This window comes from Pseudoalteromonas sp. SR43-3 (genome assembly GCF_014163875.1).
GTDB classification, from domain to species: domain Bacteria; phylum Pseudomonadota; class Gammaproteobacteria; order Enterobacterales; family Alteromonadaceae; genus Pseudoalteromonas; species Pseudoalteromonas distincta.
In genome coordinates this window covers 21883-45255 of the sequence record NZ_JACJEC010000027.1, presented here as the reverse complement: position 1 = coordinate 45255, position 23373 = coordinate 21883, and the positions used below count along the sequence as shown (strand labels likewise).

At 39.2% G+C, this 23373-nt stretch carries 23 protein-coding genes; 13 read left to right on the top strand and 10 right to left on the bottom strand.

All coding sequences use genetic code 11. The features are described from left to right. Positions 1 to 325: 325 nt before the first annotated feature. From H5088_RS19035 to H5088_RS19015, 5 genes are all read right to left on the bottom strand, one after another. Entirely contained in the window at positions 326 to 2167 is a 1842-nt protein-coding gene (locus tag H5088_RS19035) for a methyl-accepting chemotaxis protein (protein WP_182754170.1), read from the bottom strand. A 179-nt stretch (positions 2168 to 2346) separates the two neighbouring features. Further along, entirely contained in the window at positions 2347 to 3627 is a 1281-nt protein-coding gene (gene hemL / locus H5088_RS19030; protein WP_024596268.1) for a glutamate-1-semialdehyde 2,1-aminomutase, read from the bottom strand. 33 nt (positions 3628 to 3660) lie between these two features. After that, on the bottom strand, positions 3661 to 4677 hold the full coding sequence (locus H5088_RS19025) for an aspartate carbamoyltransferase (protein WP_182754167.1): 1017 nt from the start codon (positions 4675 to 4677) through the stop codon (positions 3661 to 3663). A gap of 114 nt (positions 4678 to 4791) precedes the next feature. Beyond that, the gene (locus H5088_RS19020) at positions 4792 to 5226 is read right to left on the bottom strand and encodes a CopD family protein (protein WP_182754164.1); all 435 of its coding nucleotides are present in this window, start codon (positions 5224 to 5226) and stop codon (positions 4792 to 4794) included. Positions 5227 to 5241: 15 nt separating this feature from the next. Beyond that, positions 5242 to 6924 carry a chloride channel protein gene (locus tag H5088_RS19015; RefSeq protein WP_002958912.1) on the bottom strand — a complete coding sequence of 561 codons (1683 nt, stop codon included), beginning with the start codon at positions 6922 to 6924 and terminating at the stop codon, positions 5242 to 5244. A 321-nt stretch (positions 6925 to 7245) separates the two neighbouring features. Between H5088_RS19015 and erpA the strand changes: the two genes are divergently transcribed. After that, positions 7246 to 7584, top strand: a complete 339-nt coding sequence (gene erpA / locus H5088_RS19010) for an iron-sulfur cluster insertion protein ErpA (RefSeq protein WP_002958911.1) — start codon at positions 7246 to 7248, stop codon at positions 7582 to 7584. Positions 7585 to 7634: 50 nt separating this feature from the next. On the opposite strand, the gene H5088_RS19005 is transcribed toward erpA, so the two are convergent. Then, positions 7635 to 7823 carry a hypothetical protein gene (locus tag H5088_RS19005; RefSeq protein WP_024596569.1) on the bottom strand — a complete coding sequence of 63 codons (189 nt, stop codon included), beginning with the start codon at positions 7821 to 7823 and terminating at the stop codon, positions 7635 to 7637. A gap of 446 nt (positions 7824 to 8269) precedes the next feature. On the opposite strand from H5088_RS19005, the gene H5088_RS19000 reads away from it, so the two are divergent. Beyond that, on the top strand, positions 8270 to 8509 hold the full coding sequence (locus H5088_RS19000; RefSeq protein ID WP_002958908.1) for a helix-turn-helix domain-containing protein: 240 nt from the start codon (positions 8270 to 8272) through the stop codon (positions 8507 to 8509). 70 nt (positions 8510 to 8579) lie between these two features. Here the strand turns inward: H5088_RS19000 and H5088_RS18995 are convergent, their stop codons facing one another. From H5088_RS18995 to H5088_RS18980, 4 genes are read right to left on the bottom strand one after another with little or no spacing between them, the layout of a single operon-like run. Then, complete coding sequence (locus tag H5088_RS18995) at positions 8580 to 9959, bottom strand: AmpG family muropeptide MFS transporter (RefSeq protein WP_002958907.1); 1380 nt, start codon at positions 9957 to 9959, stop codon at positions 8580 to 8582. Between the two features lie 49 nt (positions 9960 to 10008). Next, a complete protein-coding gene (locus tag H5088_RS18990; RefSeq protein ID WP_002958906.1) occupies positions 10009 to 10629 on the bottom strand; it encodes a peptidylprolyl isomerase in 621 nt (206 codons plus the stop codon). A 2-nt stretch (positions 10630 to 10631) separates the two neighbouring features. Further along, positions 10632 to 11192, bottom strand: a complete 561-nt coding sequence (locus tag H5088_RS18985; protein ID WP_182754161.1) for a YajG family lipoprotein — start codon at positions 11190 to 11192, stop codon at positions 10632 to 10634. Continuing rightward, positions 11193 to 12335: a methyltransferase gene (locus H5088_RS18980; protein ID WP_182754158.1), complete on the bottom strand. Its 1143-nt coding sequence runs from the start codon at positions 12333 to 12335 to the stop codon at positions 11193 to 11195. 42 nt (positions 12336 to 12377) lie between these two features. On the opposite strand from H5088_RS18980, the gene H5088_RS18975 reads away from it, so the two are divergent. The 11 genes from H5088_RS18975 (at position 12378) to nqrM (ending at position 22548) form a co-directional block, all read left to right on the top strand. After that, a complete protein-coding gene (locus H5088_RS18975; RefSeq protein ID WP_024596565.1) occupies positions 12378 to 12989 on the top strand; it encodes an alpha-ketoglutarate-dependent dioxygenase AlkB in 612 nt (203 codons plus the stop codon). 61 nt (positions 12990 to 13050) lie between these two features. Next, positions 13051 to 13362 carry a BolA family transcriptional regulator gene (locus tag H5088_RS18970; protein WP_024596564.1) on the top strand — a complete coding sequence of 104 codons (312 nt, stop codon included), beginning with the start codon at positions 13051 to 13053 and terminating at the stop codon, positions 13360 to 13362. A 113-nt stretch (positions 13363 to 13475) separates the two neighbouring features. Beyond that, the gene (gene fabV / locus H5088_RS18965) at positions 13476 to 14669 is read left to right on the top strand and encodes an enoyl-ACP reductase FabV (protein ID WP_182754156.1); all 1194 of its coding nucleotides are present in this window, start codon (positions 13476 to 13478) and stop codon (positions 14667 to 14669) included. A gap of 629 nt (positions 14670 to 15298) precedes the next feature. Beyond that, positions 15299 to 16642, top strand: coding sequence for a Na(+)-translocating NADH-quinone reductase subunit A (locus H5088_RS18960; protein ID WP_024596562.1), 1344 nt, complete (start codon positions 15299 to 15301; stop codon positions 16640 to 16642). A gap of 4 nt (positions 16643 to 16646) precedes the next feature. Continuing rightward, positions 16647 to 17849, top strand: coding sequence for an NADH:ubiquinone reductase (Na(+)-transporting) subunit B (locus H5088_RS18955; RefSeq protein ID WP_002958899.1), 1203 nt, complete (start codon positions 16647 to 16649; stop codon positions 17847 to 17849). Next, the gene (locus tag H5088_RS18950) at positions 17842 to 18594 is read left to right on the top strand and encodes a Na(+)-translocating NADH-quinone reductase subunit C (RefSeq protein ID WP_002958898.1); all 753 of its coding nucleotides are present in this window, start codon (positions 17842 to 17844) and stop codon (positions 18592 to 18594) included. Before H5088_RS18955 ends, H5088_RS18950 begins: the two co-directional genes overlap by 8 nt. Further along, a complete protein-coding gene (locus H5088_RS18945; protein ID WP_002958897.1) occupies positions 18594 to 19226 on the top strand; it encodes an NADH:ubiquinone reductase (Na(+)-transporting) subunit D in 633 nt (210 codons plus the stop codon). The genes H5088_RS18950 and H5088_RS18945 overlap by 1 nt, the downstream gene beginning before the upstream one ends. Positions 19227 to 19236: 10 nt before the next feature. After that, entirely contained in the window at positions 19237 to 19845 is a 609-nt protein-coding gene (gene nqrE, locus H5088_RS18940; protein ID WP_002958896.1) for an NADH:ubiquinone reductase (Na(+)-transporting) subunit E, read from the top strand. Between the two features lie 18 nt (positions 19846 to 19863). Further along, positions 19864 to 21093 (top strand): NADH:ubiquinone reductase (Na(+)-transporting) subunit F, encoded by a 1230-nt coding sequence (gene nqrF, locus H5088_RS18935; RefSeq protein WP_002958895.1) that lies wholly within the window; start codon positions 19864 to 19866, stop codon positions 21091 to 21093. A 109-nt stretch (positions 21094 to 21202) separates the two neighbouring features. After that, entirely contained in the window at positions 21203 to 22234 is a 1032-nt protein-coding gene (locus H5088_RS18930) for an FAD:protein FMN transferase (protein WP_182712248.1), read from the top strand. 101 nt (positions 22235 to 22335) lie between these two features. Next, on the top strand, positions 22336 to 22548 hold the full coding sequence (nqrM, locus tag H5088_RS18925) for a (Na+)-NQR maturation NqrM (protein WP_007376137.1): 213 nt from the start codon (positions 22336 to 22338) through the stop codon (positions 22546 to 22548). The last annotated feature ends 825 nt before the right edge of the window (positions 22549 to 23373 follow it).

Here is a 23373-nt window from a genome sequence, read left to right as displayed (position 1 = left end):
TGAGTATGTTCGTTAATCATAATGTGCCCTCAAACAAGATTTGAAGATCTGATCATGACATTGAGATTTAGTTCAAAAAAATCCCCGCTAATTTCTTAGCAGGGATTTGTGTATAAGAGACAGCTTATTTAGCGGCTTTGTTGTAAGTTGTAGTTAACGTAATTATACCAATCCGTAATAATACTTAATCAATTTGAGGGGTTAAATCTGACGTTAACTACGTTAAAAATTTTTAATATAGAACAACTAAATAACGAAATTTTTGCCTTGTTATCGACACGATTTTCTTCCCTCAAAATAGATCACTTAATTAAGCGAATTGATATTAAGATTTAAAAAACTGCATTGATTTGGTTAAATCATTAGATAAGCGACTTAATTGCTGTGCATCTTGTAGCGTTGATTGAGCCGATGTTAGCGTTTGATCTGCTAAATTACTCACTTCTTGCGAATCATTTAATGCTTGTGTTGTTGCATTTGATTGCTGTTTAACACGCTCTGCAATTACTTCACCTTGATGTTTAATATCGCCCATACTTTGCTCTGCACTTTGCAATACTTCATTGGTTTGATTGGCTGCTTTTACTGATTGCTCCATTTTTTCAACACTTGAGCGCATTTTTTGCTGAGTGTCGTCAGATGCTTGTTGTAAAGAGCTAATAATTTGATGTATTTCTTGGGTTTGTGTTTGTGTACGCTGAGCAAGTGTTCTTACCTCATCAGCTACAACGGCAAATCCACGGCCATGCTCGCCGGCTCGCGCAGCTTCAATAGCGGCATTAAGTGCAAGCAAGTTTGTTTGATCGGCTATTTCACTGATCCCTTTACTTACTTTGCTAATTTCTTGGCTATCTTGTGCTAGCTTATCGAGCGCTTGTTGGCTCTCTGCAAATTCAATTTGGAGGTCTTGCATATATTTAGCAAGCTCCATTGTATTGTCTGAACCTTGTTTCACATGAGCTGCAGCATCTTGCGCGGTAAGCGTAGCTTGATGCGCAGACTCTTCAACTGCAAGTGCGTTTTGAGCCATATCGCTTAGTGCATTATAAATAGCATTTACTCTAATTTGCTGTTTTGAAACATCATTGCTTGTTTCGCTACTCGCATGTGATAGCGATTTAGTTGCGTCGCATAGCTCTTCTGTACTTGCTTTAACATCAAATAATAAATGTGAAAATGCATTAAGTAATGCATTGTAGCGCGATGCAATAATTCCCATTTCATCATTAGTGCTCGAATCGATAGTGGCATTTAAGTCGCCATTCGCGGCTCTATTCGCGGCATCAGCAAAGCGATTAATGGTATCAACAACTGCAAAATAAAAACCAATCATCAAATAAAATGCAAATAGCAAACTGATCAATGAAGCAGCTAAAACAAGATTTCGTGTCCACTGTTGAGTTTGCAGTTTTGCCTCAATAAGGCTCTCAAGGGTTGGAATGCTCTTACTAACAAGTTGATTAATACTGCTCTGAACATTGTTTGTTAGTTTAGTAAATTCTGATTGAGTTAATAGAATATCGTCTGGCTCAAGTAGTTTTTCATCTATCGCGTTTTTAAATGCACCCACAGCACTGTGTAAACTAGTTAAAGGAGGCATGAGCGCTTTGTTTACTGATTTATCTGCATTAGTGGCTACATTGAGTATTTTATCGAGTTGTTTTTCGTATAAAGGAAGTGACTTACTAAAATTTGAAAGTGCTATAAACGTATCGGGCGTAAAACGGTTACTAGCTAAAACAGTATTAGCGCTTTGCGCTGTTGAGTTTATTTGCATTATAAGTGCAGGAATTGGCGTGACTAAAGAGCGGTTTACATAAGCGCTTGCTAATTGACTGTCTAAGGCTAGATTTGATTGAATAGAAACAAGTTCAAGTACTTCATTTGCTTGTGTGTCTTTTATGTCAAAGCCGAGTGAGCGAGCTATTTTTATATTTTGATTCGTATCTCCCTGCATTTGATTTGAAAGTATAGCTCTGTAGCCTTTTAAGCCTTGCTGCTGCATTTTTGAAACAGTAATACTTTCACTTAATAACGAGACTAAAAAAAACAAACTAAGTGATAGAGGAACGAGTAAAATTCCAAACATTAAGCTGATTTTAGTTTTGTATTTTAAGTTTGCCATTAGCTGGATAGCGGGAAAAGAAAATTGGCGTAATCCTGACATAAGGCTCTCTTGTATTTTTTGTAATAGAGTAAAGGTGAATAGACCTTGTTATGCTTAATTATCATTCATTTATAGTACACTACAAATAAAAAAAGCCCTTTCGGGCTTTTTTCAATCTTTAGTCTTAATTACATACTTAAAAACAAGTGGTTACAAATGTATAAATAGTAATTTTTAGCTTAAAGTTTAGCAAACGAGCGTTCCGCTGCCGCTATTGTGTCTTTTACTTCTTGCTCAGTATGCGCAGCACATACAAAACCAGCCTCAAATGCTGATGGGGCAAGGTAAACGCCTTCTTCAAGCATGAGGTGGAAAAAACGTTTGAAGCGCTCTAGGTCACACTCAGTTGCTTGCTTGTATGTCGTTACTTTTTCAGCATCAGTAAAAAAGAATCCATACATGCCGCCCGCATAGTTAGTTGTTAGCGCAACACCGGCTTTTTTAGCACCAGCTTCAAAGCCTTCACAAATTGCTTTTGAAATAGCTTCTAACTTATCGTGAAGGCCAGGCTCACTTAATAGCTCAAGTGATTTTAAACCTGCAGCCATTGCAATAGGGTTACCAGAAAGAGTACCAGCTTGGTAAACTGGTCCTACAGGCGCAATGTAATCCATTATTTCAGTTTTACCACCAAACGCGCCAACTGGCATGCCGCCGCCAATTACTTTACCTAAACACGTAAGATCTGGTTTAATGTTGTAATAAGCTTGTGCACCGCCAAGTGCAACACGAAAGCCAGTCATTACTTCATCAAAAATAAGTACTGATTTATATTCGTCACACACATCACGCAAACCTTCTAAAAAGCCAGGCACTGGTGGAATACAGTTCATGTTACCGGCTACTGGCTCTACAATAATGCAGGCAATTTCGTCTGCGTATTTTGCAAAAATAGCTTTTACTTCATCTAGATTATTAAACGAAACTGTAAGTGTATGCTTAGCAAAGTCTTCAGGAATACCTGGAGAATTAGGCACACCCATTGTTAGCGCACCAGAGCCTGCCTTAACTAATAACGAGTCAGCGTGACCGTGGTAACAACCTTCAAATTTTAATATTTTATCGCGACCGGTAAAGCCACGTGCTAAACGAATTGCACTCATTGTTGCTTCAGTGCCTGAGCTAACCATGCGTACTTTTTCGATTGATGGAACTAGCTCTTTTACTTTTTCAGCCATTAATATTTCGGCTTCAGTTGGTGCGCCATAGCTAAGGCCATTTTCTACAGCTTCGTGTACAGCTTGTTTAATTGCAGGGTGATTATGGCCCATGATCATAGGCCCCCAAGAGCCAACATAATCAATGTAACGATTACCGTCGGCATCAAATGTAAACGCGCCTTCTGCTTTTGTAATGAATAGTGGCGTACCGCCTACACCATTAAAAGCACGAACTGGTGAGTTTACGCCACCAGGAATAGAAGCTTGGGCGCGTTCAAATAAGTCTTGGCTAATTGTCATGAAAAATCCTATAAATTGTCACTTAAAAGAGGGTTAGCTGTCGCGTTTGCGGCTAAACCAAGGTACGTCTACTTCATACTTATCGACTTTGTTTTCTACGCCGAGTGTTAAAGCAAACAGTGCCATACGAATTAATACGCCATTTTGTACCTGGCGGAATATTGCTAAATTGTCGTTACTGTTTAAGTCGTTATCAAGCTCGTTGGCTTCTAAGCGACTGTCACGTGGAAGAGGATGCATTAATACAGAGTTAGGCTTACAGTGAGCGCTGTAAATAGATTGGCTAATCCTAAAACCGCCACGGTATTTATTTGCTTCTTCTTGCGATGGAAAACGCTCTTCTTGAATACGTGTTTGGTAAACAATATCGGCTGCTAAATTGCCTTCCATCTTATTTACTAGCTCAATTTTATGGCCAGCATTTTCTACTGTATCTAAAATGCTTGTTGGCATTTGTAAGCCGTCAGGCGCGACCATCGAAAACTTTACATTTTTATAATGGCACAATAGTTTAGATAAAGAATGCACTGTGCGGCCATACTTTAAATCGCCCACAAGCGCTATATGCATACCATCAATATTTTGACCAAAACGATGTAATTCGCGCTCAATGGTTAATAAGTCAAGTAATGCTTGAGTAGGGTGCTCATTTGGGCCGTCGCCGCCATTAATAACCGGCACAGTACAGCCGTCAGCAAATTCACTAACTGAGCCTGCATCAGGATGGCGCATAGCAACAGCGTCAGCATAAGCTGAAATAACGCGGGCGGTATCGTAAAGAGACTCACCTTTAGCAAGGGCTGAACTTTGCATACCTGTAGTTTCACGTACACCACCGCCAAGTAAGTTAAAGGCGGTGCCAAAGCTAACTCGTGTACGAGTGCTTGGTTCAAAAAACAAATTAGCTAAAATAGCGCCTTCTAGCACCGTAGTTTGCTTTTGCTTTTTAGCATAAGGCTCCATTTTTTTTGCTACTGCAAAAATACGTTCAATGCAGTCTCTGTCTAGCTGATTTACAGACAGTATATGCTCACCTTGGAAACTTAACATGGGGTTATTCCTAATCAATTAAATGGGCGCGATAATCCATAAATGGAGCACGCAATCGCGCGTGTTAAAGCAAGTATTGTAAATTGCAGCGAAGTTTAACATGCGCCGCAAAGCTTATAAATTAGGTTTTATTACCGCAAGTGCCACTATGATGAGCAACGCAATAACTGGGAGCTCATTAAAAATACGGTAAAAGCGGTCTGTCTTAGTGTTGCGGTCATGTTTAAAGTCATTTAATAACTTAAAACAGTAGCCGTGGTATATATATAATATGATCACCAGCACTAGCTTATAGTGCAACCACATACTGTATCTAAACCAATCACGACCATATTCAACAATGGTTAATACACCAAACACAGCGGTTAATACAGCAAATGGGGTAACGAAATAAAGTAGTCTGCGCTCCATAACTTTTAACATAGAGTTGCATGATCTTTCCTCGCTCATAGCGTGATATACAAATAATCGAGGCAAGTAAAAAATACCGGCAAACCACGCAATCATAAAAAATACGTGGAGTGTTTTATAAATCAATAATGCGCTCATAATTGTCCTTATTGTTTAAAGTAAGCTGTTACGAATGGTTAAAATATGATGAATTTGATCCCAGCGTAATAGCCCCATAATTTGTTGATTATCTAAAAGGTTATAAACGTAAAGCGCGCCACTTCTTTTATCTTTTAGGATATCGAAAGCATCGGCTAGGGTGGCCTGACTACTGATGCCCTGCAAGCTAATATAATTTATATTTATTGTTTCATTAGACATTAGCGTTAAATCGTATTCAGCGAGACGATAGCCATTTTCTTCGTCAAAAACAATTAACGGAGTTTGGCTATCCATGGCATCTAATGTGCTTTTTATTTGCACTTTGTCGTCAGAATAAAGCAATTTAAAGTCTTCATCCATATCATCCATTATCCCCACTTTTTGTAATGCTTCGGTAGCGGGAGATACATGGTACGGTAATCCCTGAAAATCTAGTTGCTGCAAAAATATGGAGCGATTTCCAAAAAACTGTAATGCTGTTACATAGGCCGTGGTGATCACAAGCATAGCTGGAACAATTATTTCAGGTGACGATGTAAGCTCCATGACCGTTGTTAAAGCAGCTAGTGGTGCATGCAATGTGGCGGCCATTAATCCGGCCATACCTAAAACTCCATAAGTACCCGCTATATCAGTGCCAGGACTAATAAACTGAGCAAAAAAAGCCATTAGAGTGCCAATTAATACGCCAAGCCCAATTACCGGACCAATTAAACCACCTGGTATACCCAAACCGATAGCAAACAATGTAGCAAGTAGTTTAGCGATTAAAATAGTTGTGAGTAGCTTCACGTCATCAGGAGATTCAACCGCGATAGTTATTGCGCTCATACCAGAGCCCATAGCATGAGGCACTGCGTAAGCTATTAAGCTGGCAATGCACCCTGCAATTAATAAACGAGGGAACATACTTAAAGGTTTAAATGTTTTAATAATTAGCATTAAGTTTTGATTAAAGCTAAATGCAATTGCACCCAGCGCCATGCCGCATAATATTAAATAAGGGTAATGCCAACCACTCAATGGCGCTATGGTAATGAGCGCAAGCTCTGAGCCTTCACCAAAAACAAACTGTGTGGCCAGTGCGCCAGTAACAGCGGCAAGCATGATAGGTACAAATATATGTACTTTATATTCACGAAGTACCACTTCCATTACAAAAATAACGGCTGCAAGTGGAGTATTAAACGACGCGGCTATACCTGCCGCTACTCCACAACCACTTAGAGTACGCATGGCATTATGCGGTAAATGCAGCTTATCTGCCAAAATACTCGCCCCCGTTGCGCCCATATGCACGGAAGGCCCTTCTCGGCCAACTGAAAAACCGCTAATGAGAGCAAGTGCGCCACCAACAAATTGATTAACCGTATTGTATAAAGGCATTTGCCCGTAGTGACGTTTAATTCTGTGTATAACGAAGGGGATACCCAAGCGGTAATGTTTAAACCCAGTAAAGGCAGCAAACGTGGCTATTAGTAATGCAGCAACTAAAGGCATTAGTACACGTTCAAGTGTTGGTAGGGTAGTAAAGTCGTCAGGTGTTTCTAAAAATAAGCTTTGGAAAAAGAGAATGGTTAAGCGAAATAAAATAATAAAAAATGCAGCAATTAATCCGGCAACTACGCCTAATAAGCATAATTGTACAGATGTTTTAGGTTTTGCCAGCCGACGCCTGAGTTGCTCAAGCCACATGCATAATTCCTCGCTGTATTTTTCAGCAGCATTTTAGCAAAAGAGTTTAGCTAAGTCCTTGTGATTTTGAAATTTTCGTAACTTATATTAACAATTTGCAGTGAAGATTAAGACCTATTGCCTATAACTAAAATATTTAATGAGTTTATAGCGTATAAAGGTCGCTTTTAGTTTGCTTAAGTATTATTTTAGCTAGTTAATGTTTGGCCACTTTTTTACTAATTTATAGATATAACTTAGAGGAAAGAGTTGTTTTACTATACTTGATTAAAACACTCGGGTATTAGATAATCACGCCATTGCGATATTGAGGGTTTTAAAATGTCTGAAGAATTACCAATTAAGTTCAGCGATGCGGCTGCTGTTCGTGTTAAACAGTTAATCGACGAAGAAGAAAACCCAGACTTAAAACTGCGTGTTTATGTAACAGGCGGTGGTTGTTCTGGTTTTCAATATGGTTTTACTTTTGATGAAAAAGCGAATCCTGGCGATTTAGAAATTGTAAAAAATGGTGTAACACTCGTTATTGATCCAATGAGCATTCAATATTTGGTTGATGGTGAGGTTGATTACACTGAAGGATTAGAAGGCGCACGCTTTTTTGTATCTAATCCAAATGCAACAACAACCTGTGGTTGTGGTGCAAGCTTTAGCGTTTAATAGCCAAACGCTAAATAGAATAAAGCCGCTTTTTGCGGCTTTTTTAATGCCTACAAATCAGTTGGTGCGTATTCGGTAATTTGCATTATCAATACAAAAAAGCCGAGCACAAAGGCTGAAAACGCTAAAATATACATAAAGCCTTTTTTACCTTGTTTAATAGGTACGCCGTTGTGGCGCAAAAAAAAGTACCAACCTAAACACAACACGATAGGTAATAAAAAAAGAAGTCTGAACATTACTTGGCCTTTTTAGTGCAAATTATTGCTTAATAATAAACGTGTAACATTAAAAAGGAACAAATATGTTATAAATATTTTTAAGCTGTTTTATGAAGGTAATATTATTTTTTTAATATTTTCTGATAACTTAGGTCAAATATTCAGTGTTTATAAATGTTCGTTCAGGTTGATTTTGTACCGAGTATGTAATTAATTATTTAACCAAAGTGTTAATAGTATATAATGTATCCAAGAATGAGACGGGCAAAATTTCATTCTCAATAAAAACAAATCTTTACCATATTATTAGCGTAGTTTTTAGCTGTGTTGGTGGAGTGAGTAGCAACACATGCTTTATTAAGCAATAGCTTGCTATTGAAAGTATGACTGCTTACCTGCCTACGGCTATTGATGGAAACTACTGCTTTAATGGGTACGTCAAATCATCTAGTAGGAGATGTAAAATGATGGGCAAAACAGTTTCTTCTGAAGAAAATGCAAAGCTAACAAAGTGGCTTAAAACTAAGCGCCATGAAAAGGGTCATACAATGCGAAGCCTAGCACAAGTGCTTGGAACGCCTCATTCATTTATCGGCAAGATTGAAAATCAAGAACGCCGTTTAGATGTCATTGAGTTTGTTCGCTATTGTACAGCTCTAGAAGTTGATCCACATGAAGCACTTAGCTTGCTAAAAGTAGATTAACTCAATAATTGCTTAGTACACTTTAAGGGGCACTTGATAGTGCTAAGCAATATGTTAATGCAGGGATGCATTAAATATTTTTGTGGTAATTCTTCTCAAGCTCATACAACTTATGCCTAATCAGATATAAAAATATCAACGAAGGTAAAACCATTAAGGCTGTTAAAATAAAGAACAGCGACCAATTTCCCATTAACCAATCATCAATTACTACACCACTGTAGCTTGAAAGCAATGTTCGTCCTAAATTCCCTAATGACGCCAGTAATGCATAGTGCGTTGCACTAAATGCTCTATCGCATAACATCGATATAAAGGCCACCATAGCGACCAACGACCACGCTTGCGTAAAGCCATCAATAACAATAGCAAAGGCATACAGCCTTAGGTCAGGGCCAACTAAAGCAATCCACGAGAAGGCTAAGTTTGAAGCAGCCATTGCAATACCACTTACAAATAAACCCTTAACAATGCCATATTTTTGATTAAATAAACTGCCAACAAAGGTAAATATGATTGTAAGTACCGCTGTACCTACCTTCGAAAATGTAGCTATATCGCTATTACTAAAACCAATTTCTTTATAAAACACAATCGACATGCGCCCTAAAAACGCTTCGCCTATTTTAAATAAGAAAATAAACGCAAGTAATGCTAGTGCTGTTTTAACGCCATTTTTAGTAAAAAAAGCTCTAAAGGGATCAATAACGGTTACCGCAAGCCACGCAACAGTTTTTGTTAAAGGAGTTTGTTTTGTAGAGGACAGTTTTTCAAGGTACACACGCTCAAGTTCAGCATGTACTGCTTCGCGGTTAGTTTCGGGCTCTTTTGCAAACAGTGCTCCACTCATTAACAGCAGCATTACGGCAGCTAAAAAGTAATAAATTTGTGGCCAGTCGAGCGAGGGTATATCGGCCATGTAAAATGGAATGGCGCCTAAAAGTGCATAACCTGTCCACCAACCCGAAGTTGCCATTGCGGCTGCAGCGGTTGCTTTGTGTGATTCGCTTTCGCTTAGGGTGTCTATTCTAAAGGCATCAATAGCAATGTCTTGAGTAGCCGAAGCAATGGCGATTAATAAACAAATCGCAGCAACAATTGCCAAATTAGCTTTTAAATCAAGCCCTGCTAATAGCAAGGTGCCAATAAAAATAAAACTTTGGCAAAATAGTATCCAACTGCGACGCTGGCCTAGCCATTTATATAAAATAGGAAGTTTTGTACGGTCAATGAGTGGCGACCACAAAAAGTTTATGCTGTAAGCGCCAAATACAATGCCAAATAGGCCTATCATACTGCGACTTAGCCCTTCATCTTTTAGCCAAGCAGACATAACAGAGCCAATTAAAACCCACGGAAAACCGCTACTCATACCAAATATGAAAATGTGGATTAAGCGTTTGTCTTTAAAGTAAGAAAAATATTCGCTAATAGAGAGAGATTTGCTCATAGGGCCTTCATTGGCTTTGATGCAGAGCAGCTAAGCTGCTCTTAAAAAATTATAGTGGGACTTGTTCAAGCACTTTAATATTTAAGATGACAACAGGTTTTTTAGGTACGAAATCGTAGCCAATTTTTTCATTAAAACCGGTTTCAACAGTCATAATTTTATCAAGCGTGTCGTAACCATCCATTACGCTACCAAATACTGCAAAGCCCCAATCTTTCCCTGGATTTAAGTGATCGTTATTATCCATATTAAAAAAGAATTGGCGAGTTCCTGAGTGCGGTTGTCTATCTTGATAGGCCATAGCAATGCTATACATATCGTTTTTTAAACCGTTACCGCTTTCATTAAAAATAGGGTCATTTTCATGTAGGCCATCATAGTCTTTATCGTAACCGCCACCTTGAATAACAAAGTCGCGATCATTTTCTACATCGCGCTCAATACGGTGAAAAACGCTGCCTTGATAACTTTTGTCTGACACGTAAGTTAAAAAATTATTGACTGTGATGGGCGCTTTAGAGCGATCTAGCTCAACCACGATGCTACCCATTGAGGTTACAATTTCTACGCGTGGAAAAATGTTGTCCTTTTGCACAAAGCGGCCTTCTTGGGCTGCTAAGCTACTTACACTAAAGAATAGGCCTAAGCAGATTAAAAAAAGTCGTTTCATAGTTAACCTTCTAAAAATTCTATTAATTCAGGGTCAGATACAATGCGGGTAATAACTTGCTCAGTCAACTTATTGAGCTGACCTTCTATTTTTGCTCGCTCATGACTAAATGGGCCTTCTAAATTAGCACTACCTCTATACACTTTACTAAAGTTACTTGAGGCGCGAATAACACGCACGCCAAGTTCTATGTGGGCTTCGCTGGTATGGCTCACTAGCTTTTCGGTTACAACAGCTTGCAATGCATGAATATCTACTTCAAAGCGAACCGTTGCTAAGTTAGAAATACTGGCTCCATTGCGGCTTAGGGCGCTGTCTAACACACTTTTAATAGAGCTGGTAATACCTTGGCTTGCAAAGGTTTTAGTTTTGTCTGACTCAATAAGTTTAAGTGTTGATGTATCGCCACGTAAATCAATTACACTAGTACTTAAGCTACTATTTATAGTGCTAATTTGACCATTTTTATAAACAGGGTTAAGTATTACTTGGCTAGGCTGATTCGCGCAGCCAGCAAGTATCAGTAATACACAATACCCAATTATAATGTTTGTTAATTTCATTTATAGCATTCCACTATTTTTTGTTGCACTTAAAACGACAAACTTTTTGTTTGAACCTAGCAACTTACAGTTGCCAAACATACGGTTTAATTTATCATGATAATCTAAATGACGATTACCAATAATACGCAGCTCGCCGCCTTCTTTTAAAGTATCTTTTGCTTGTTTAAACATTTGCCAAGCAATATGGTCGGTAACGGCCTGAGCTTGGTGAAATGGAGGGTTACAAAGCACCATATCTACACTGTCTCTTTCAAAGCCTGTTAAACAGTCGTTTTCGATGAACTCGCAGTTATCAAACTTATCGCCTAGGTTAATTTCTACATTTAACCGAGCCGACTCTACTGCCATGTAAGACTCATCAACAAAAGTAACTGATGCATTAGGGCAACGAGCAAGCGTCATTAATCCAACAACTCCGTTACCACAGCCTAAATCAATAATGCTTTTAGCTTTTGGTGTTTCTGGTAAGTAGTTAAAAAAGAAGCGTGCACCAATATCTAACGAATCACGCGAAAACACATTTGCATGGTTTGTTATATTAAACTCAGTACCTTCAAGCTCCCACGTTACAGGGAAATCTGCTGCTTTATATCCGCCTTTAGCTGTACTTAATATAAGACGGGATTTTTTAACTGCTAGGCTAGTTTTTGTTTCACCAATAAATTGCTCAAATGATTTTATTGTTGAGTTATGAATTTCTTTTGTTTTACCTGCGGCAATTACTGGCGTACCAGGTGCAAGGGCTTCACTGAGTTCACTTAACTGAAACTGTAAAAAACCTACATTACGAGGGATTTTAATAAGTACTAAATCAACATCCTGCGGTAATGCAGACAAACTATCTAATTGTGTAAAATCTGCTGTAGGCAGTTTGTTTTCTTGTAAGTTATAAGCCGCAGCTTGGTGGCTAATATAAGAATCGTTAACTGAACAAACCGTTAACTTATTAAAATAACAAGCAAGTGCACCAAAGCTATCGTTTAAAATAAGCAAAGAGCGACAATCAGGGTGATGTTCGTTAACATAATTGATAAGGTACTCATCTGCCGAATCCCACGCTTGTAAGCTGCGGTTTTTTTGATCCAAAGGAAAGCGTTCAAGAGTAAAGGTTTTATCGCCTAGCTGGGCTTGCGTCGTCATAATGGTTCGTTGATCAGTAATCTAATGTAGGTAAATTCTAACATGCAACGGCAAAACGCCAACCCCCAACAGTTACCAAATGGCTTTTCTTATCAAAGTAGGGCACTTAGTGCACAAAAAAGCCTCGATCTATTTTATTATTTGCAAAAAAACCTACGTTGGCAGCAACCCGATGTAACTGTTTATGGTAAAACGGGGCCTATTCCACGGCTACAATGCTTCATGAGCGATTTAAATATTGAATACGGCTATTCAAGTAGTAAGCAAATAGTAGAGCCATGGGATGAATTGTTACTTAATATGAGAAGGCGTTTAGAGGCGCACTTAAATCAGCCTCTAAACTCATTACTCGTTAATTATTACCGAGATGGTAATGATACGATGGGCTGGCACAGTGATGATGAAATAGAGCTTGGTGATAAACCAACAATTGTGTGTGTCTCGCTAGGAGCTGATCGGGTTCTAAAGTTAAAGCACAAGGCGAGCAATAAAGTAACCGACTTAAAATTACAAAGTGGCAGCTGTTTAATAATGAATGGACATAGCCAGCGAGATTATCAACATGCAATACCTAAACAAACAACGCTTGCACATCCTCGAATAAGTTTAACTTACCGATTTATTAAGGACATTAAACAAAAGCAATTTAGTTAGCCAAGCGCTGCGTTAAATTGTTATAGTAAGTGTATAAATTAGCTAATTAAAACGGTCTTTTATGTCAATGCAGCAACAGATCCAAGAAAAAATAAGCAACGCTATTGCGTGTAAACATTTAAACGTAATTAACGAAAGCCATATGCACAGTGCGGGCACTGAATCACACTTTAAAGTAATAGTGGTTAGCGAAGGTTTTACAGGTAAACGTTTATTGCAGCGCCATCGTGAAATTAATGAAATTCTAAAAGATGAATTAGCAAATCATATTCATGCACTCGCAATTCATACATATACACCCGATGAGTATACAGAGCAGGGCGGCGAGGCACCTGATTCACCTAATTGTATGGGCGGCTCTAAATTAGCTTAAATAATTAATAGCGATTTGATTGTTACACTTGTGGTTAACTGATCAGATCAGTGTTTTTAGTATTAGCCTTTAAACTAGCGCTAATTTTTATTGTAAAAGATATAGGATGATCAATGGTCATTAAGCCTAAAATTCGTGGATTTATCTGCACAAACGCACATCCAGCTGGTTGTGCAGAGCATGTTCAAGAACAAATTAACTATGTAAAACAACAAGGCGCATTAAAAAATGCACCAAAAAATGTATTAGTTATTGGCGCATCAACAGGCTACGGCTTGGCTTCGCGCATTACAGCAGCGTTTGGTGGTGGTGCTAAAACATTAGGTATTTTCTTTGAAAAAGAAGGTACAGATCGCAAAACAGGTTCTGCTGGTTGGTACAATACCGCTGCTTTTCAAGATGCAGCAGACGAAGCAGGCCTTTGGTCTAAAAATATTAATGGCGATGCGTTTTCTAACGAAATCAAGCAAAAAGCAATCGACACTATTAAAGCAGATTTGGGCAAAGTAGATTGTATTATTTACAGCTTAGCGTCTCCTCGTCGTACAGACCCAAATACGGGCGAAATATACTCATCTACGCTTAAGCCAATTGGAAATGCCGTTACTACTAAAAACTTAAATACATCAAAGCGTGAAATTGATGAAATTACTGTTGAAGCTGCAAACCAAGACGATATCGACAACACCATTAAAGTAATGGGCGGTGAAGATTGGGAAATGTGGATTGACGCATTAAAAGAAGCGGATGTATTAGCCGATAACTTTAAAACGACTGCGTACACTTATATTGGTAAAGAGCTAACATGGCCAATATACGGACACGCTACTATTGGTAAGGCTAAAGAAGATCTAGACCGTGCAACCGCTGCTATTAGAGAATCAACAAAAGATTTAAATGGTGAGGCATATGTTTCATCACTTAATGCTGTGGTAACGCAAGCAAGTTCTGCTATTCCTATTATGCCGTTATATATCTCTGCTTTATTTAAAGTTATGAAAGCAGATGGCACATATGAAGGCACTATTGAGCAAATTCACGCATTATTTAGTGAAAACTTGTATGGTGAATCTCCTCGCTTTGACGACGGTGGACATTTATTCCAAAACTATAAAGAGCTAGAAGACGACGTGCAAGCTCGCGTGCAAGCTGTTTGGGATAAAGTAGATACGAGCAGCATTGATGAGCTAACAGATTATGTTGGTTACCATAATGAGTTTTTACGCTTATTTGGTTTTGGTATAGATAGTGTTGACTACGATCAAGATGTAGATTCAGTTAAGCCAATTGCCAATATGATTGACTAACAGAACTTAGGGCCTGTTTATCTTTCGAGGTTAAATTTGCAGCAGTCTGTTTGGTATTTAGGCAAGGCAGAGCCTATGTAGTGTGGTTATTCCCCATAAATGGGCGATAACGTGGAATAAATGCCAAACATGCGCTGCCCAAAGGGTTCTGCCTAGGGGCTATTTACTCTTTGTTGCTCGGTTTTTACTTAGCCCACTAGGTTACAAACCTCACGCCGCGATTAAATAGCCCCTAGATTGAACAAATTTTAATCCTGAAAGGTCAACAGGCCCTAGTTATAAAAAGCCGCTATCGCGGCTTTTTTTGTATTATGCGATTTGTTGAATTTACGATGAAATCAGGAATGATAATTGCTTAGGCTACCACTTTGGTCTAGCTTGATTTTTATTTAATTCACTTAACAAAACTAAATAAGTGTTTCTGTCGTATAATTTTCATAAATACACTCGCATAGTCATCTAAAATGATGTTAAAATCTCGACAATATGTGATGAGTTTTACTACGTTGCTTGTTTGATATCTCTAGCAAGCTGCTCTTTTGTACCTTGATATAACTTGGAATAACTCAAATGGCGACGTGGTTGATACGATTTTTCAGTTTCTTTCCTTTAATGTAATGCAAGTGCGTATGATCAACATAAAAAAAGGTCTGGATTTACCCTTAGAGGGCGCGCCACAGCAAGTTATACATGACGGTTCTGCTGTCAAACGTGTAGCTGTGCTTGGCGAAGAGTTTATCGGTATGCGTCCAACCATGCATGTTCGTGTGGATGACCAAGTCAAAAAAGGCCAGGTACTTTTTGAAGATAAAAAGAACCCAGGCGTCCTGTTTACTGCTCCAGCTTCTGGTACAGTAAAAGAAATAAATCGTGGTGCTAAACGTGTGCTGCAATCTGTTGTTATTGAAGTAGCAGGCAGTGAGCAAATCACCTTTGACTCTTTCAAAGCAGACGAGCTTCCAAGCTTAGAGCGCGAAAAAGCCAAAGAAGTACTTATCCAGTCTGGTCAATGGACAGCACTTCGTGTTCGCCCATTCAGCAAAGTAGCGGCTGTGGATGCAAATCCTAGTTCTATTTTTGTGACCGCAATCGACACAAACCCATTAGCTGCAGATCCTGCAGTAATTATTGCAGAAAATGCGCAAGCATTTGAAGCGGGTCTTGCAGTTGTTTCGCGTTTGACCGATGGCAAAGTATTTGTGTGTAAAAAAGCAGGCAGCCAAGTTCCTAGCTCATCTATAGCTCAAGTAGAAGTACATGAGTTTGGTGGTGTGCATCCGGCTGGCCTCGTTGGCACTCATATCCATCATCTTGATGCAGTTTCTGTTAGCAAACAAGTTTGGCATATTGGTTACCAAGACGTTATTGCGTATGGTCACTTATTCCTTACTGGTGAAATTTACACAAATCGTGTTATTTCGCTTGCAGGTCCTCGCGTTAAAAACCCACGTTTAGTGAAAACACAATTAGGTGCTTCATTGGATGATTTAGTGGCTGGTGAGTTAGAAGACGGAGATAACCGCGTTATTTCTGGTTCTGTTCTATCGGGTTCTATTTCAAACGGTGTTCATGCATTCTTAGGTCGTTACCACGTTCAAGTATCTGTTTTACTTGAAGGTCGCGAAAAAGAATTGTTTGGCTGGATTGCACCAGGTAGTGATAAATTCTCTGTAACGCGTACATTCCTTTCTCACCTTGCACCAAGTCGTTTATTTAAAATGACAACGTCAACAGGTGGTTCAAAACGTGCCATGGTACCAATTGGTAGCTACGAGCGCGTAATGCCGTTAGATATTTTGCCTACTCTATTATTACGTGACTTAATTGCACGTGATTTAGACAGTGCAATTTCATTGGGCGCGCTTGAACTTGATGAAGAAGATTTAGCGTTATGTACCTTCGTTTGTCCAGGCAAATACGAGTATGGTTCTATCCTACGCGATTGCTTAACTACGATCGAGAAGGAAGGCTAGAGAGATGGGTTTAAAAAAATATCTAGAAGATATCGAGCCGAATTTTGAAGCCGGTGGTAAATATGAAAAGTTTTATGCACTGTATGAAGCAGCTGCAACTATTTTTTATACACCAGGCTACGTAAATAAAGGCGCGACACACGTACGCGATAACATCGACCTAAAACGTATGATGATTTTAGTGTGGATGGCGACGTTCCCAGCTATGTTTTTTGGTATGTTCAATATCGGTCATCAGGCCGCTGGTGCTTTAGCACAAGGTTTTGAACTAGCAAACACGTGGCAAGTTGGTTTGTTCCAGTTATTCGGTGGCGAGTTAACCGCTGATGCAGGCTGGGGCGCTAAGATGTTCTATGGAGCATGTTTCTTCTTACCTATCTACGCTGTAACATTTGCAGTAGGTGGTTTCTGGGAAGTTATATTTGCTTCAGTGCGTAAGCATGAAATTAACGAAGGTTTCTTCGTTACTTCTGTATTATTCGCACTTATTTTGCCAGCAACTATTCCTTTATGGCAAGTTGCGTTAGGTATTACGTTTGGTGTAGTAATCGCTAAAGAAATCTTTGGTGGTACTGGCCGTAACTTCTTAAACCCTGCTTTAGCCGGTCGTGCATTTTTATTCTTTGCATACCCAGCTCAAATCTCAGGTGACACAGTATGGACAGCAGTAGATTCTTTCTCTGGTGCAACTATGCTAGGCCAAGCATTTGCTGGCACACTTGACTTTGCAAACATGGAATTATGGTGGAATGCGTTTTATGGTTTCATTCAAGGTTCTGTAGGTGAAACATCTACACTTGCATTATTAGTAGGTGGTTTGTTCTTAATTTACGTTCGTATCGCTTCTTGGCGCATCGTACTAGGTGTATTCCTAGGTATGGTAGCAACTGCATTTTTATTAAATGCTGTTGGCTCAGAAACTAACCCTGTATTTGCAATGCCTTGGTATTGGCATTTCGTACTTGGTGGCTTTGCGTTTGGTATGTTCTTTATGGCTACTGACCCTGTATCAGCTGCATTTACTGACAAAGGTAAATTAGCATATGGTCTACTAATTGGCTTTATGGTGGTTATGATACGTGTTGTGAATCCTGCTTTCCCAGAAGGCATGATGCTAGCAATCTTATTTGCTAACTTGTTCGCTCCACTGTTCGATCACTTTGTAGTGCAAGCTAATATTAAGCGGAGGTTGGCACGTAATGTCTAGTAATAACGAATCAATCGGCAAAACGTTATCAGTTGTTGTAGCACTATGTTTAGTGTGTGCAATCATTGTATCGTTTGCTTCTGTACAGCTTCGTCCTTTACAGCAAGCTAATAAAAACAAAGATATTCAAAGCAATATCTTAGCTGCTGCGGGCATCGACAAAGTTGAAAATGTTCTTGAAACATTTGATGCAAAAATCGAAGCGCGCGTTGTAAACATGACTACAGGTGAGTTTGTAGATACAGACCCAACAATCTTTGACTTTGAAAAAAGCAAATATGATGCAGCGCTAAGTGTTTCTCTTCAAGAGAAAGGCGTTAAAGATATTGCTGGTATTCAACGTGTGACTAAAGAGTCACCGGTGTATATCTCTAAAAAAGAAGATGGCTCAGTTGATGCAATCATTCTTCCTATCCAAGGCTACGGCTTATGGGGCTTAATGTACGGTTTTATCTCGCTTGAAAGCGATGGTGAAACAGTTAAGGGCATTATCTTTTACAAGCATAATGAAACCCCAGGTCTTGGTGGCGAAATCCAAAATCCACAGTGGACTGCTACATGGGAAGGTAAAGAACTTCCAATTCAAATTGTTAAAGGTACTGCGGGCAATGATGAGCATAAGATCGATGGTCTTTCAGGTGCTACATTAACGTCTAACGGTGTTGATCATGCAGTTGACTTTTGGACTGGCGAAAATGGCTTTGGCCCTTTCCTTGCGAAAGTACGTAAAGGAGCATTGAAATAATGGCTGATACTAAAGAAATGAAGGCGGTCCTATTTGGCCCGGTTTTAGCTAACAACCCAATCGCACTACAAGTACTTGGTATTTGTTCTGCGCTAGCGGTAACGTCTAGCTTAAAAAATGCGTTAATTATGTCAATCGCATTGACACTTGTAACTGCGTTTTCGAGCTTCTTTATCTCGCTTATTCGTAACCAGATCCCATCATCTGTACGTATCATCGTACAAATGACAATTATCGCATCATTGGTAATCGTTGTTGACCAAGTATTACAGGCATTTTCTTATGCTACTGCAAAAGAGCTTTCTGTATTCGTTGGTCTAATCATTACTAACTGTATCGTAATGGGTCGTGCTGAAGCATACGCGATGAAGTCGCCACCACTTATGTCATTCCTTGACGGTATTGGTAACGGCTTAGGTTACTCTGTAGTACTACTTACTGTTGGTTTCATTCGTGAGCTATTTGGTAAGGGTTCACTATTCGGTGTTGATATTATCCCATTAGTACAAGATGGCGGTTGGTATCAGCCTATGGGTCTATTGATCTTACCACCGAGTGCATTCTTCATCATTGGTTTATTCATATGGGTACTGCGTACTTATAAGAAAGACCAAGTAGAAGCTAAAGCGTAAGGGGCAAATAGTGGAACATTATATTAGTTTATTTGTAAAAGCCGTTTTTATTGAGAACTTAGCGTTGTCATTCTTCTTAGGCATGTGTACTTTTTTAGCGGTATCTAAAAAAGTAACTACATCAATTGGCCTAGGTATAGCGGTTATAGTTGTATTGGGTATTTCTGTACCTGTAAACAACTTGGTTTATCATGCGGTACTTGCACCTGGTTCACTAACTTGGTTAGGTTACCCAGATGCAGATCTTAGCTTTTTACGTTTCTTAACTTTCATTGGTGTTATTGCAGCACTTGTGCAAATTCTTGAAATGGCGTTAGATAAGTTTTTCCCTGCACTATACAACGCGTTAGGTATCTTCTTACCACTTATCACAGTTAACTGTGCAATATTTGGTGCGGTATCATTCATGGTTGAGCGTAACTATAACTTCGGCGAGTCTGTTGTTTATGGTATTGGCGCTGGTGTTGGTTGGGCACTTGCAATTACATTACTTGCAGGTATCCGTGAGAAACTGAAATACTCAGACGTACCTGACGGCTTACGTGGTTTAGGTATTACCTTCATCACTGTTGGTTTAATGGGACTTGGCTTTATGTCATTCTCTGGTATTTCACTGTAAAGGTAGCGAGGATAAATCATGGATTATCAGATTTTCTTAGGCGTTGGTGTTTTTATCGCTATCGTTGTACTACTGGTTTTAGTCATCATTGGTGCTAAATCTCAGTTAGTTGCAAGTGGCGATATTATCATCGGCATTAATGGCGACCCAGATAAAGCCATTAAAACATCAGCAGGTAGTAAGCTTTTAGGCGCACTATCTGAGTCAGGTATATTTGTATCATCTGCTTGTGGTGGCGGTGGCTCTTGTGGTCAGTGTCGTGTACACATTAAAGAAGGTGGTGGTGATATTCTGCCAACTGAGCTTGATCACATATCTAAAGGTGAAGCCCGTGAAGGCTGTCGTTTAGCGTGTCAGGTAAATGTTAAAAATGACATGGAAATTGAACTTGAAGAGTCAATTTTCGGTGTTAAGAAGTGGGATTGTGAAGTTATCTCTAATGATAACAAAGCAACGTTCATCAAAGAACTTAAGCTGCAAATTCCAGATGGCGAGTCAGTGCCGTTTCGTGCGGGTGGTTACATCCAAATCGAAGCTCCACCTCACCATGTTAAATATGCAGATTTCGATGTTCCTGAAGAGTATCGTGGCGACTGGAACCATTTTGGTTTCTTCGATCTGGAGTCAAAAGTAGACGAAGAAACAATTCGTGCTTACTCAATGGCTAACTACCCAGAAGAAGAAGGCATCATTATGCTTAACGTGCGTATTGCTGCTCCACCTCCAAGAAACCTTAGCTTGCCATGTGGTAAAATGTCTTCGTACATTTGGTCACTTAAAGAAGGCGACAAGGTAACTATTTCGGGCCCATTTGGTGAGTTCTTTGCTAAAGACACTGACGCAGAAATGGTATTTGTTGGTGGTGGTGCTGGTATGGCGCCAATGCGTTCTCATATCTTTGACCAACTTAAACGTTTGAACTCTAAACGTAAGATGAGTTTTTGGTATGGTGCACGTTCTGAGCGTGAAATGTTCTACGTAGAAGATTTTGACGGCCTAGCCGCTGAAAATCCTAACTTCGTATGGCATACAGCACTTTCAGATCCACAGCCTGAAGATAACTGGGAAGGCTATACTGGCTTTATCCATAACGTGTTATTTGAGAACTATCTTAAAGATCACGAAGCGCCTGAAGATTGTGAGTACTACATGTGTGGTCCTCCAATGATGAATGCGGCAGTTATTACTATGCTTAAAGATTTAGGTGTTGAAGACGAAAATATCTTACTAGATGACTTCGGTGGCTAACACTAATACCAAAACAGTTTAGTTTTGGTTAAAATACCAGCCTCGTAGCACTTGTGTTACGAGGCTTTTTTTATTCTTTAATTTTATCAATCTATTAAGTAGAGCTGTTATGAATCGAGTAAGTACTTCACAGGGCATAATGGCCTTTTTACTAATTACACTGACTGTATTATTGTCTGGGTGTGGTGAAAAGCCAGAGTTAAAAGAAACCTTTTTAGAAGGTAAGACTATGGGTACCACTTATCATATTAAATATTATGATGAGCAAGCCCAACTATCGGCTTCACAACTACAGCTGCAAATAGACGCTGTTTTAAAAGATGTGAACCAATCTATGTCTACTTACATAGAAGACTCTGAAATAAATACATTTAACAGATTACCTGCAAATCAAGTCATGCCAATTAGCGAAGATTTTAGGGCTGTTATAAGCGAGTCTATTCGCTTGGGTGAATCAACTAAAACACTCGACGTAACAATGGGGCCTTTAATTGATTTATGGGGCTTTGGGCCTGATAAAAAACCAACTAATCGCCCAAGTGATGAAGAGCTTGCAAGTATGGTTGAAAAAATAGGCATTGATAAACTTATCTTAAATGAGCAAGGGTTGGCTAAAACAGTTAATGGACTGGAGCTTTCTTTTTCGGCAACAGCTAAGGGCTATGGTATTGATAAAGTTGCCCAGTTATTAGAAAGCCACGACATTACTAATTACATGGTTGAGATTGGTGGTGAGCTGCGTATAGCAGGTGAAAAGCCAAATAATCAGGATTGGAAAATCGCGATTGAGCAACCAGATGCGCAACCTGGAGAGCGTAAGGTACACCGTGTCTTATCGCCAGGTACAAGTGGTATAGCGACATCGGGTGATTACCGTATTTTTTATAAAATGGATGGCGAGATCTATACCCACTTAATTGATCCAGCAACAGGTATGCCTATTAAGCACGACTTAGTGTCGGTAACTGTGCTTCATCCAAGTGCTATGACGGCAGATGGTTTAGCGACAGCACTTACTGTAATGGGGATGCAAAAAGCGCAAGCTTATGCTGAGCAACATGATTTACCGGTTTATTTAATAGGTAAATCAAAAGAGGGTTTAATTACCTACTCAAGCCCAGCATTTAAGTCTTATTTATAGTATGGTGCTGACTTGTTTATTTCCGTGTTATTTGGGTATATAATAGCAGTCGCTCAAAAATATTTGAGTTTAATTTATTGCTGATCAATAGGGGCTAAGCAATGTCACTTTTTCTTCTTACTTTTGGCTTACTAATTTTGATAGTTTCGGCTATGGCCGTTGGTATGATCGTGCAAAAAAAATCTATGGCAAGCAGCTGTGGTGGTTTAGGTTCGGTTGGTATTGATAAAGCCTGTGATTGCGATGATCCATGTGATAAACGCAAAAACCGTTTAGCAAAAGAGCAAGCCTGGAAAGAAAACCAAATTATTTAAGCCTGTCTTAAATATTAAAAAGCGCTTTATAGCGCTTTTTTTGTGCCTGTAAAACGCCTTCGCATCATAGCTTCCAAAGCAATCCAATCTAAATGTATTAGACAAAGGTATATAGTTTAGTTTTTTTCACCTATTAGGTTTATTTTTCTCGTTTGTCAAATTGGAGCTAACACTCTAAAGTTTAACCATAGACAAAGAGCAAGGCTCTCGTCATAAGCTTGAGGCATAAGTTAGCCTCGCTTAAAAGAATCTTTATATTGTGTGTGAAGATGTTGTCAGTGTGAAAGGCAACTCAAGTTTGGTGGTGACTGAGTTTGAGTTGTTTTTATTCCCTACAATTGCCACGCAGTGTAAGCCAAGAATCTTTATATTGTGTGTGAAGATGTTGTCAGTGTGAAAGGCAACTCAAGTTCAGTGGTGACTGAGTTTGAGTTGTTTTTATTCCCTACAATTGCCACGCAGTGTAAACCAAAAATCTTTATATTGTGTGTGAAGATGTTGTCAGTGTGAAAGGCAACTCAAGTTCGGTGGATTCACTTCCATAAAGAACGAGTTTGAGTTGTTTTTATTCCCTACAATTGCCACGTAATGTAAACCAAAAATCTTTATATTGTGTGTGAAGATGTTGTCAGTGTGAAAGGCAACTCAAGTTCGGTGGTGACTGAGTTTGAGTTGTTTTTATTCCCTACAATTGCCACGTAGTGTAAACCAAAAATCTTTATATTGTGTGTGAAGATGTTGTCAGTGTGAAAGGCAACTCAAGTTCGGTGGATTCACTTCCATAAAGAACGAGTTTGAGTTGTTTTTATTCCCTACAATTGCCAC

What these genes read in the sequence shown, in the direction of transcription:
- H5088_RS19035 (WP_182754170.1), bottom strand. Translation starts at nt 2,167, where the DNA reads ATGTCAGGATTACGCCAATTTTCTTTTCCCGCTATCCAGCTAATGGCA.
- hemL (WP_024596268.1), bottom strand. Translation starts at nt 3,627, where the DNA reads ATGACAATTAGCCAAGACTTATTTGAACGCGCCCAAGCTTCTATTCCT.
- H5088_RS19025 (WP_182754167.1), bottom strand. Translation starts at nt 4,677, where the DNA reads ATGTTAAGTTTCCAAGGTGAGCATATACTGTCTGTAAATCAGCTAGAC.
- H5088_RS19020 (WP_182754164.1), bottom strand. Translation starts at nt 5,226, where the DNA reads ATGAGCGCATTATTGATTTATAAAACACTCCACGTATTTTTTATGATT.
- H5088_RS19015 (WP_002958912.1), bottom strand. Translation starts at nt 6,924, where the DNA reads ATGTGGCTTGAGCAACTCAGGCGTCGGCTGGCAAAACCTAAAACATCT.
- erpA (WP_002958911.1), top strand. Translation starts at nt 7,246, where the DNA reads ATGTCTGAAGAATTACCAATTAAGTTCAGCGATGCGGCTGCTGTTCGT.
- H5088_RS19005 (WP_024596569.1), bottom strand. Translation starts at nt 7,823, where the DNA reads ATGTTCAGACTTCTTTTTTTATTACCTATCGTGTTGTGTTTAGGTTGG.
- H5088_RS19000 (WP_002958908.1), top strand. Translation starts at nt 8,270, where the DNA reads ATGATGGGCAAAACAGTTTCTTCTGAAGAAAATGCAAAGCTAACAAAG.
- H5088_RS18995 (WP_002958907.1), bottom strand. Translation starts at nt 9,959, where the DNA reads ATGAGCAAATCTCTCTCTATTAGCGAATATTTTTCTTACTTTAAAGAC.
- H5088_RS18990 (WP_002958906.1), bottom strand. Translation starts at nt 10,629, where the DNA reads ATGAAACGACTTTTTTTAATCTGCTTAGGCCTATTCTTTAGTGTAAGT.
- H5088_RS18985 (WP_182754161.1), bottom strand. Translation starts at nt 11,192, where the DNA reads ATGAAATTAACAAACATTATAATTGGGTATTGTGTATTACTGATACTT.
- H5088_RS18980 (WP_182754158.1), bottom strand. Translation starts at nt 12,335, where the DNA reads ATGACGACGCAAGCCCAGCTAGGCGATAAAACCTTTACTCTTGAACGC.
- H5088_RS18975 (WP_024596565.1), top strand. Translation starts at nt 12,378, where the DNA reads ATGCAACGGCAAAACGCCAACCCCCAACAGTTACCAAATGGCTTTTCT.
- H5088_RS18970 (WP_024596564.1), top strand. Translation starts at nt 13,051, where the DNA reads ATGTCAATGCAGCAACAGATCCAAGAAAAAATAAGCAACGCTATTGCG.
- fabV (WP_182754156.1), top strand. Translation starts at nt 13,476, where the DNA reads ATGGTCATTAAGCCTAAAATTCGTGGATTTATCTGCACAAACGCACAT.
- H5088_RS18960 (WP_024596562.1), top strand. Translation starts at nt 15,299, where the DNA reads ATGATCAACATAAAAAAAGGTCTGGATTTACCCTTAGAGGGCGCGCCA.
- H5088_RS18955 (WP_002958899.1), top strand. Translation starts at nt 16,647, where the DNA reads ATGGGTTTAAAAAAATATCTAGAAGATATCGAGCCGAATTTTGAAGCC.
- H5088_RS18950 (WP_002958898.1), top strand. Translation starts at nt 17,842, where the DNA reads ATGTCTAGTAATAACGAATCAATCGGCAAAACGTTATCAGTTGTTGTA.
- H5088_RS18945 (WP_002958897.1), top strand. Translation starts at nt 18,594, where the DNA reads ATGGCTGATACTAAAGAAATGAAGGCGGTCCTATTTGGCCCGGTTTTA.
- nqrF (WP_002958895.1), top strand. Translation starts at nt 19,864, where the DNA reads ATGGATTATCAGATTTTCTTAGGCGTTGGTGTTTTTATCGCTATCGTT.
- H5088_RS18930 (WP_182712248.1), top strand. Translation starts at nt 21,203, where the DNA reads ATGAATCGAGTAAGTACTTCACAGGGCATAATGGCCTTTTTACTAATT.
- nqrM (WP_007376137.1), top strand. Translation starts at nt 22,336, where the DNA reads ATGTCACTTTTTCTTCTTACTTTTGGCTTACTAATTTTGATAGTTTCG.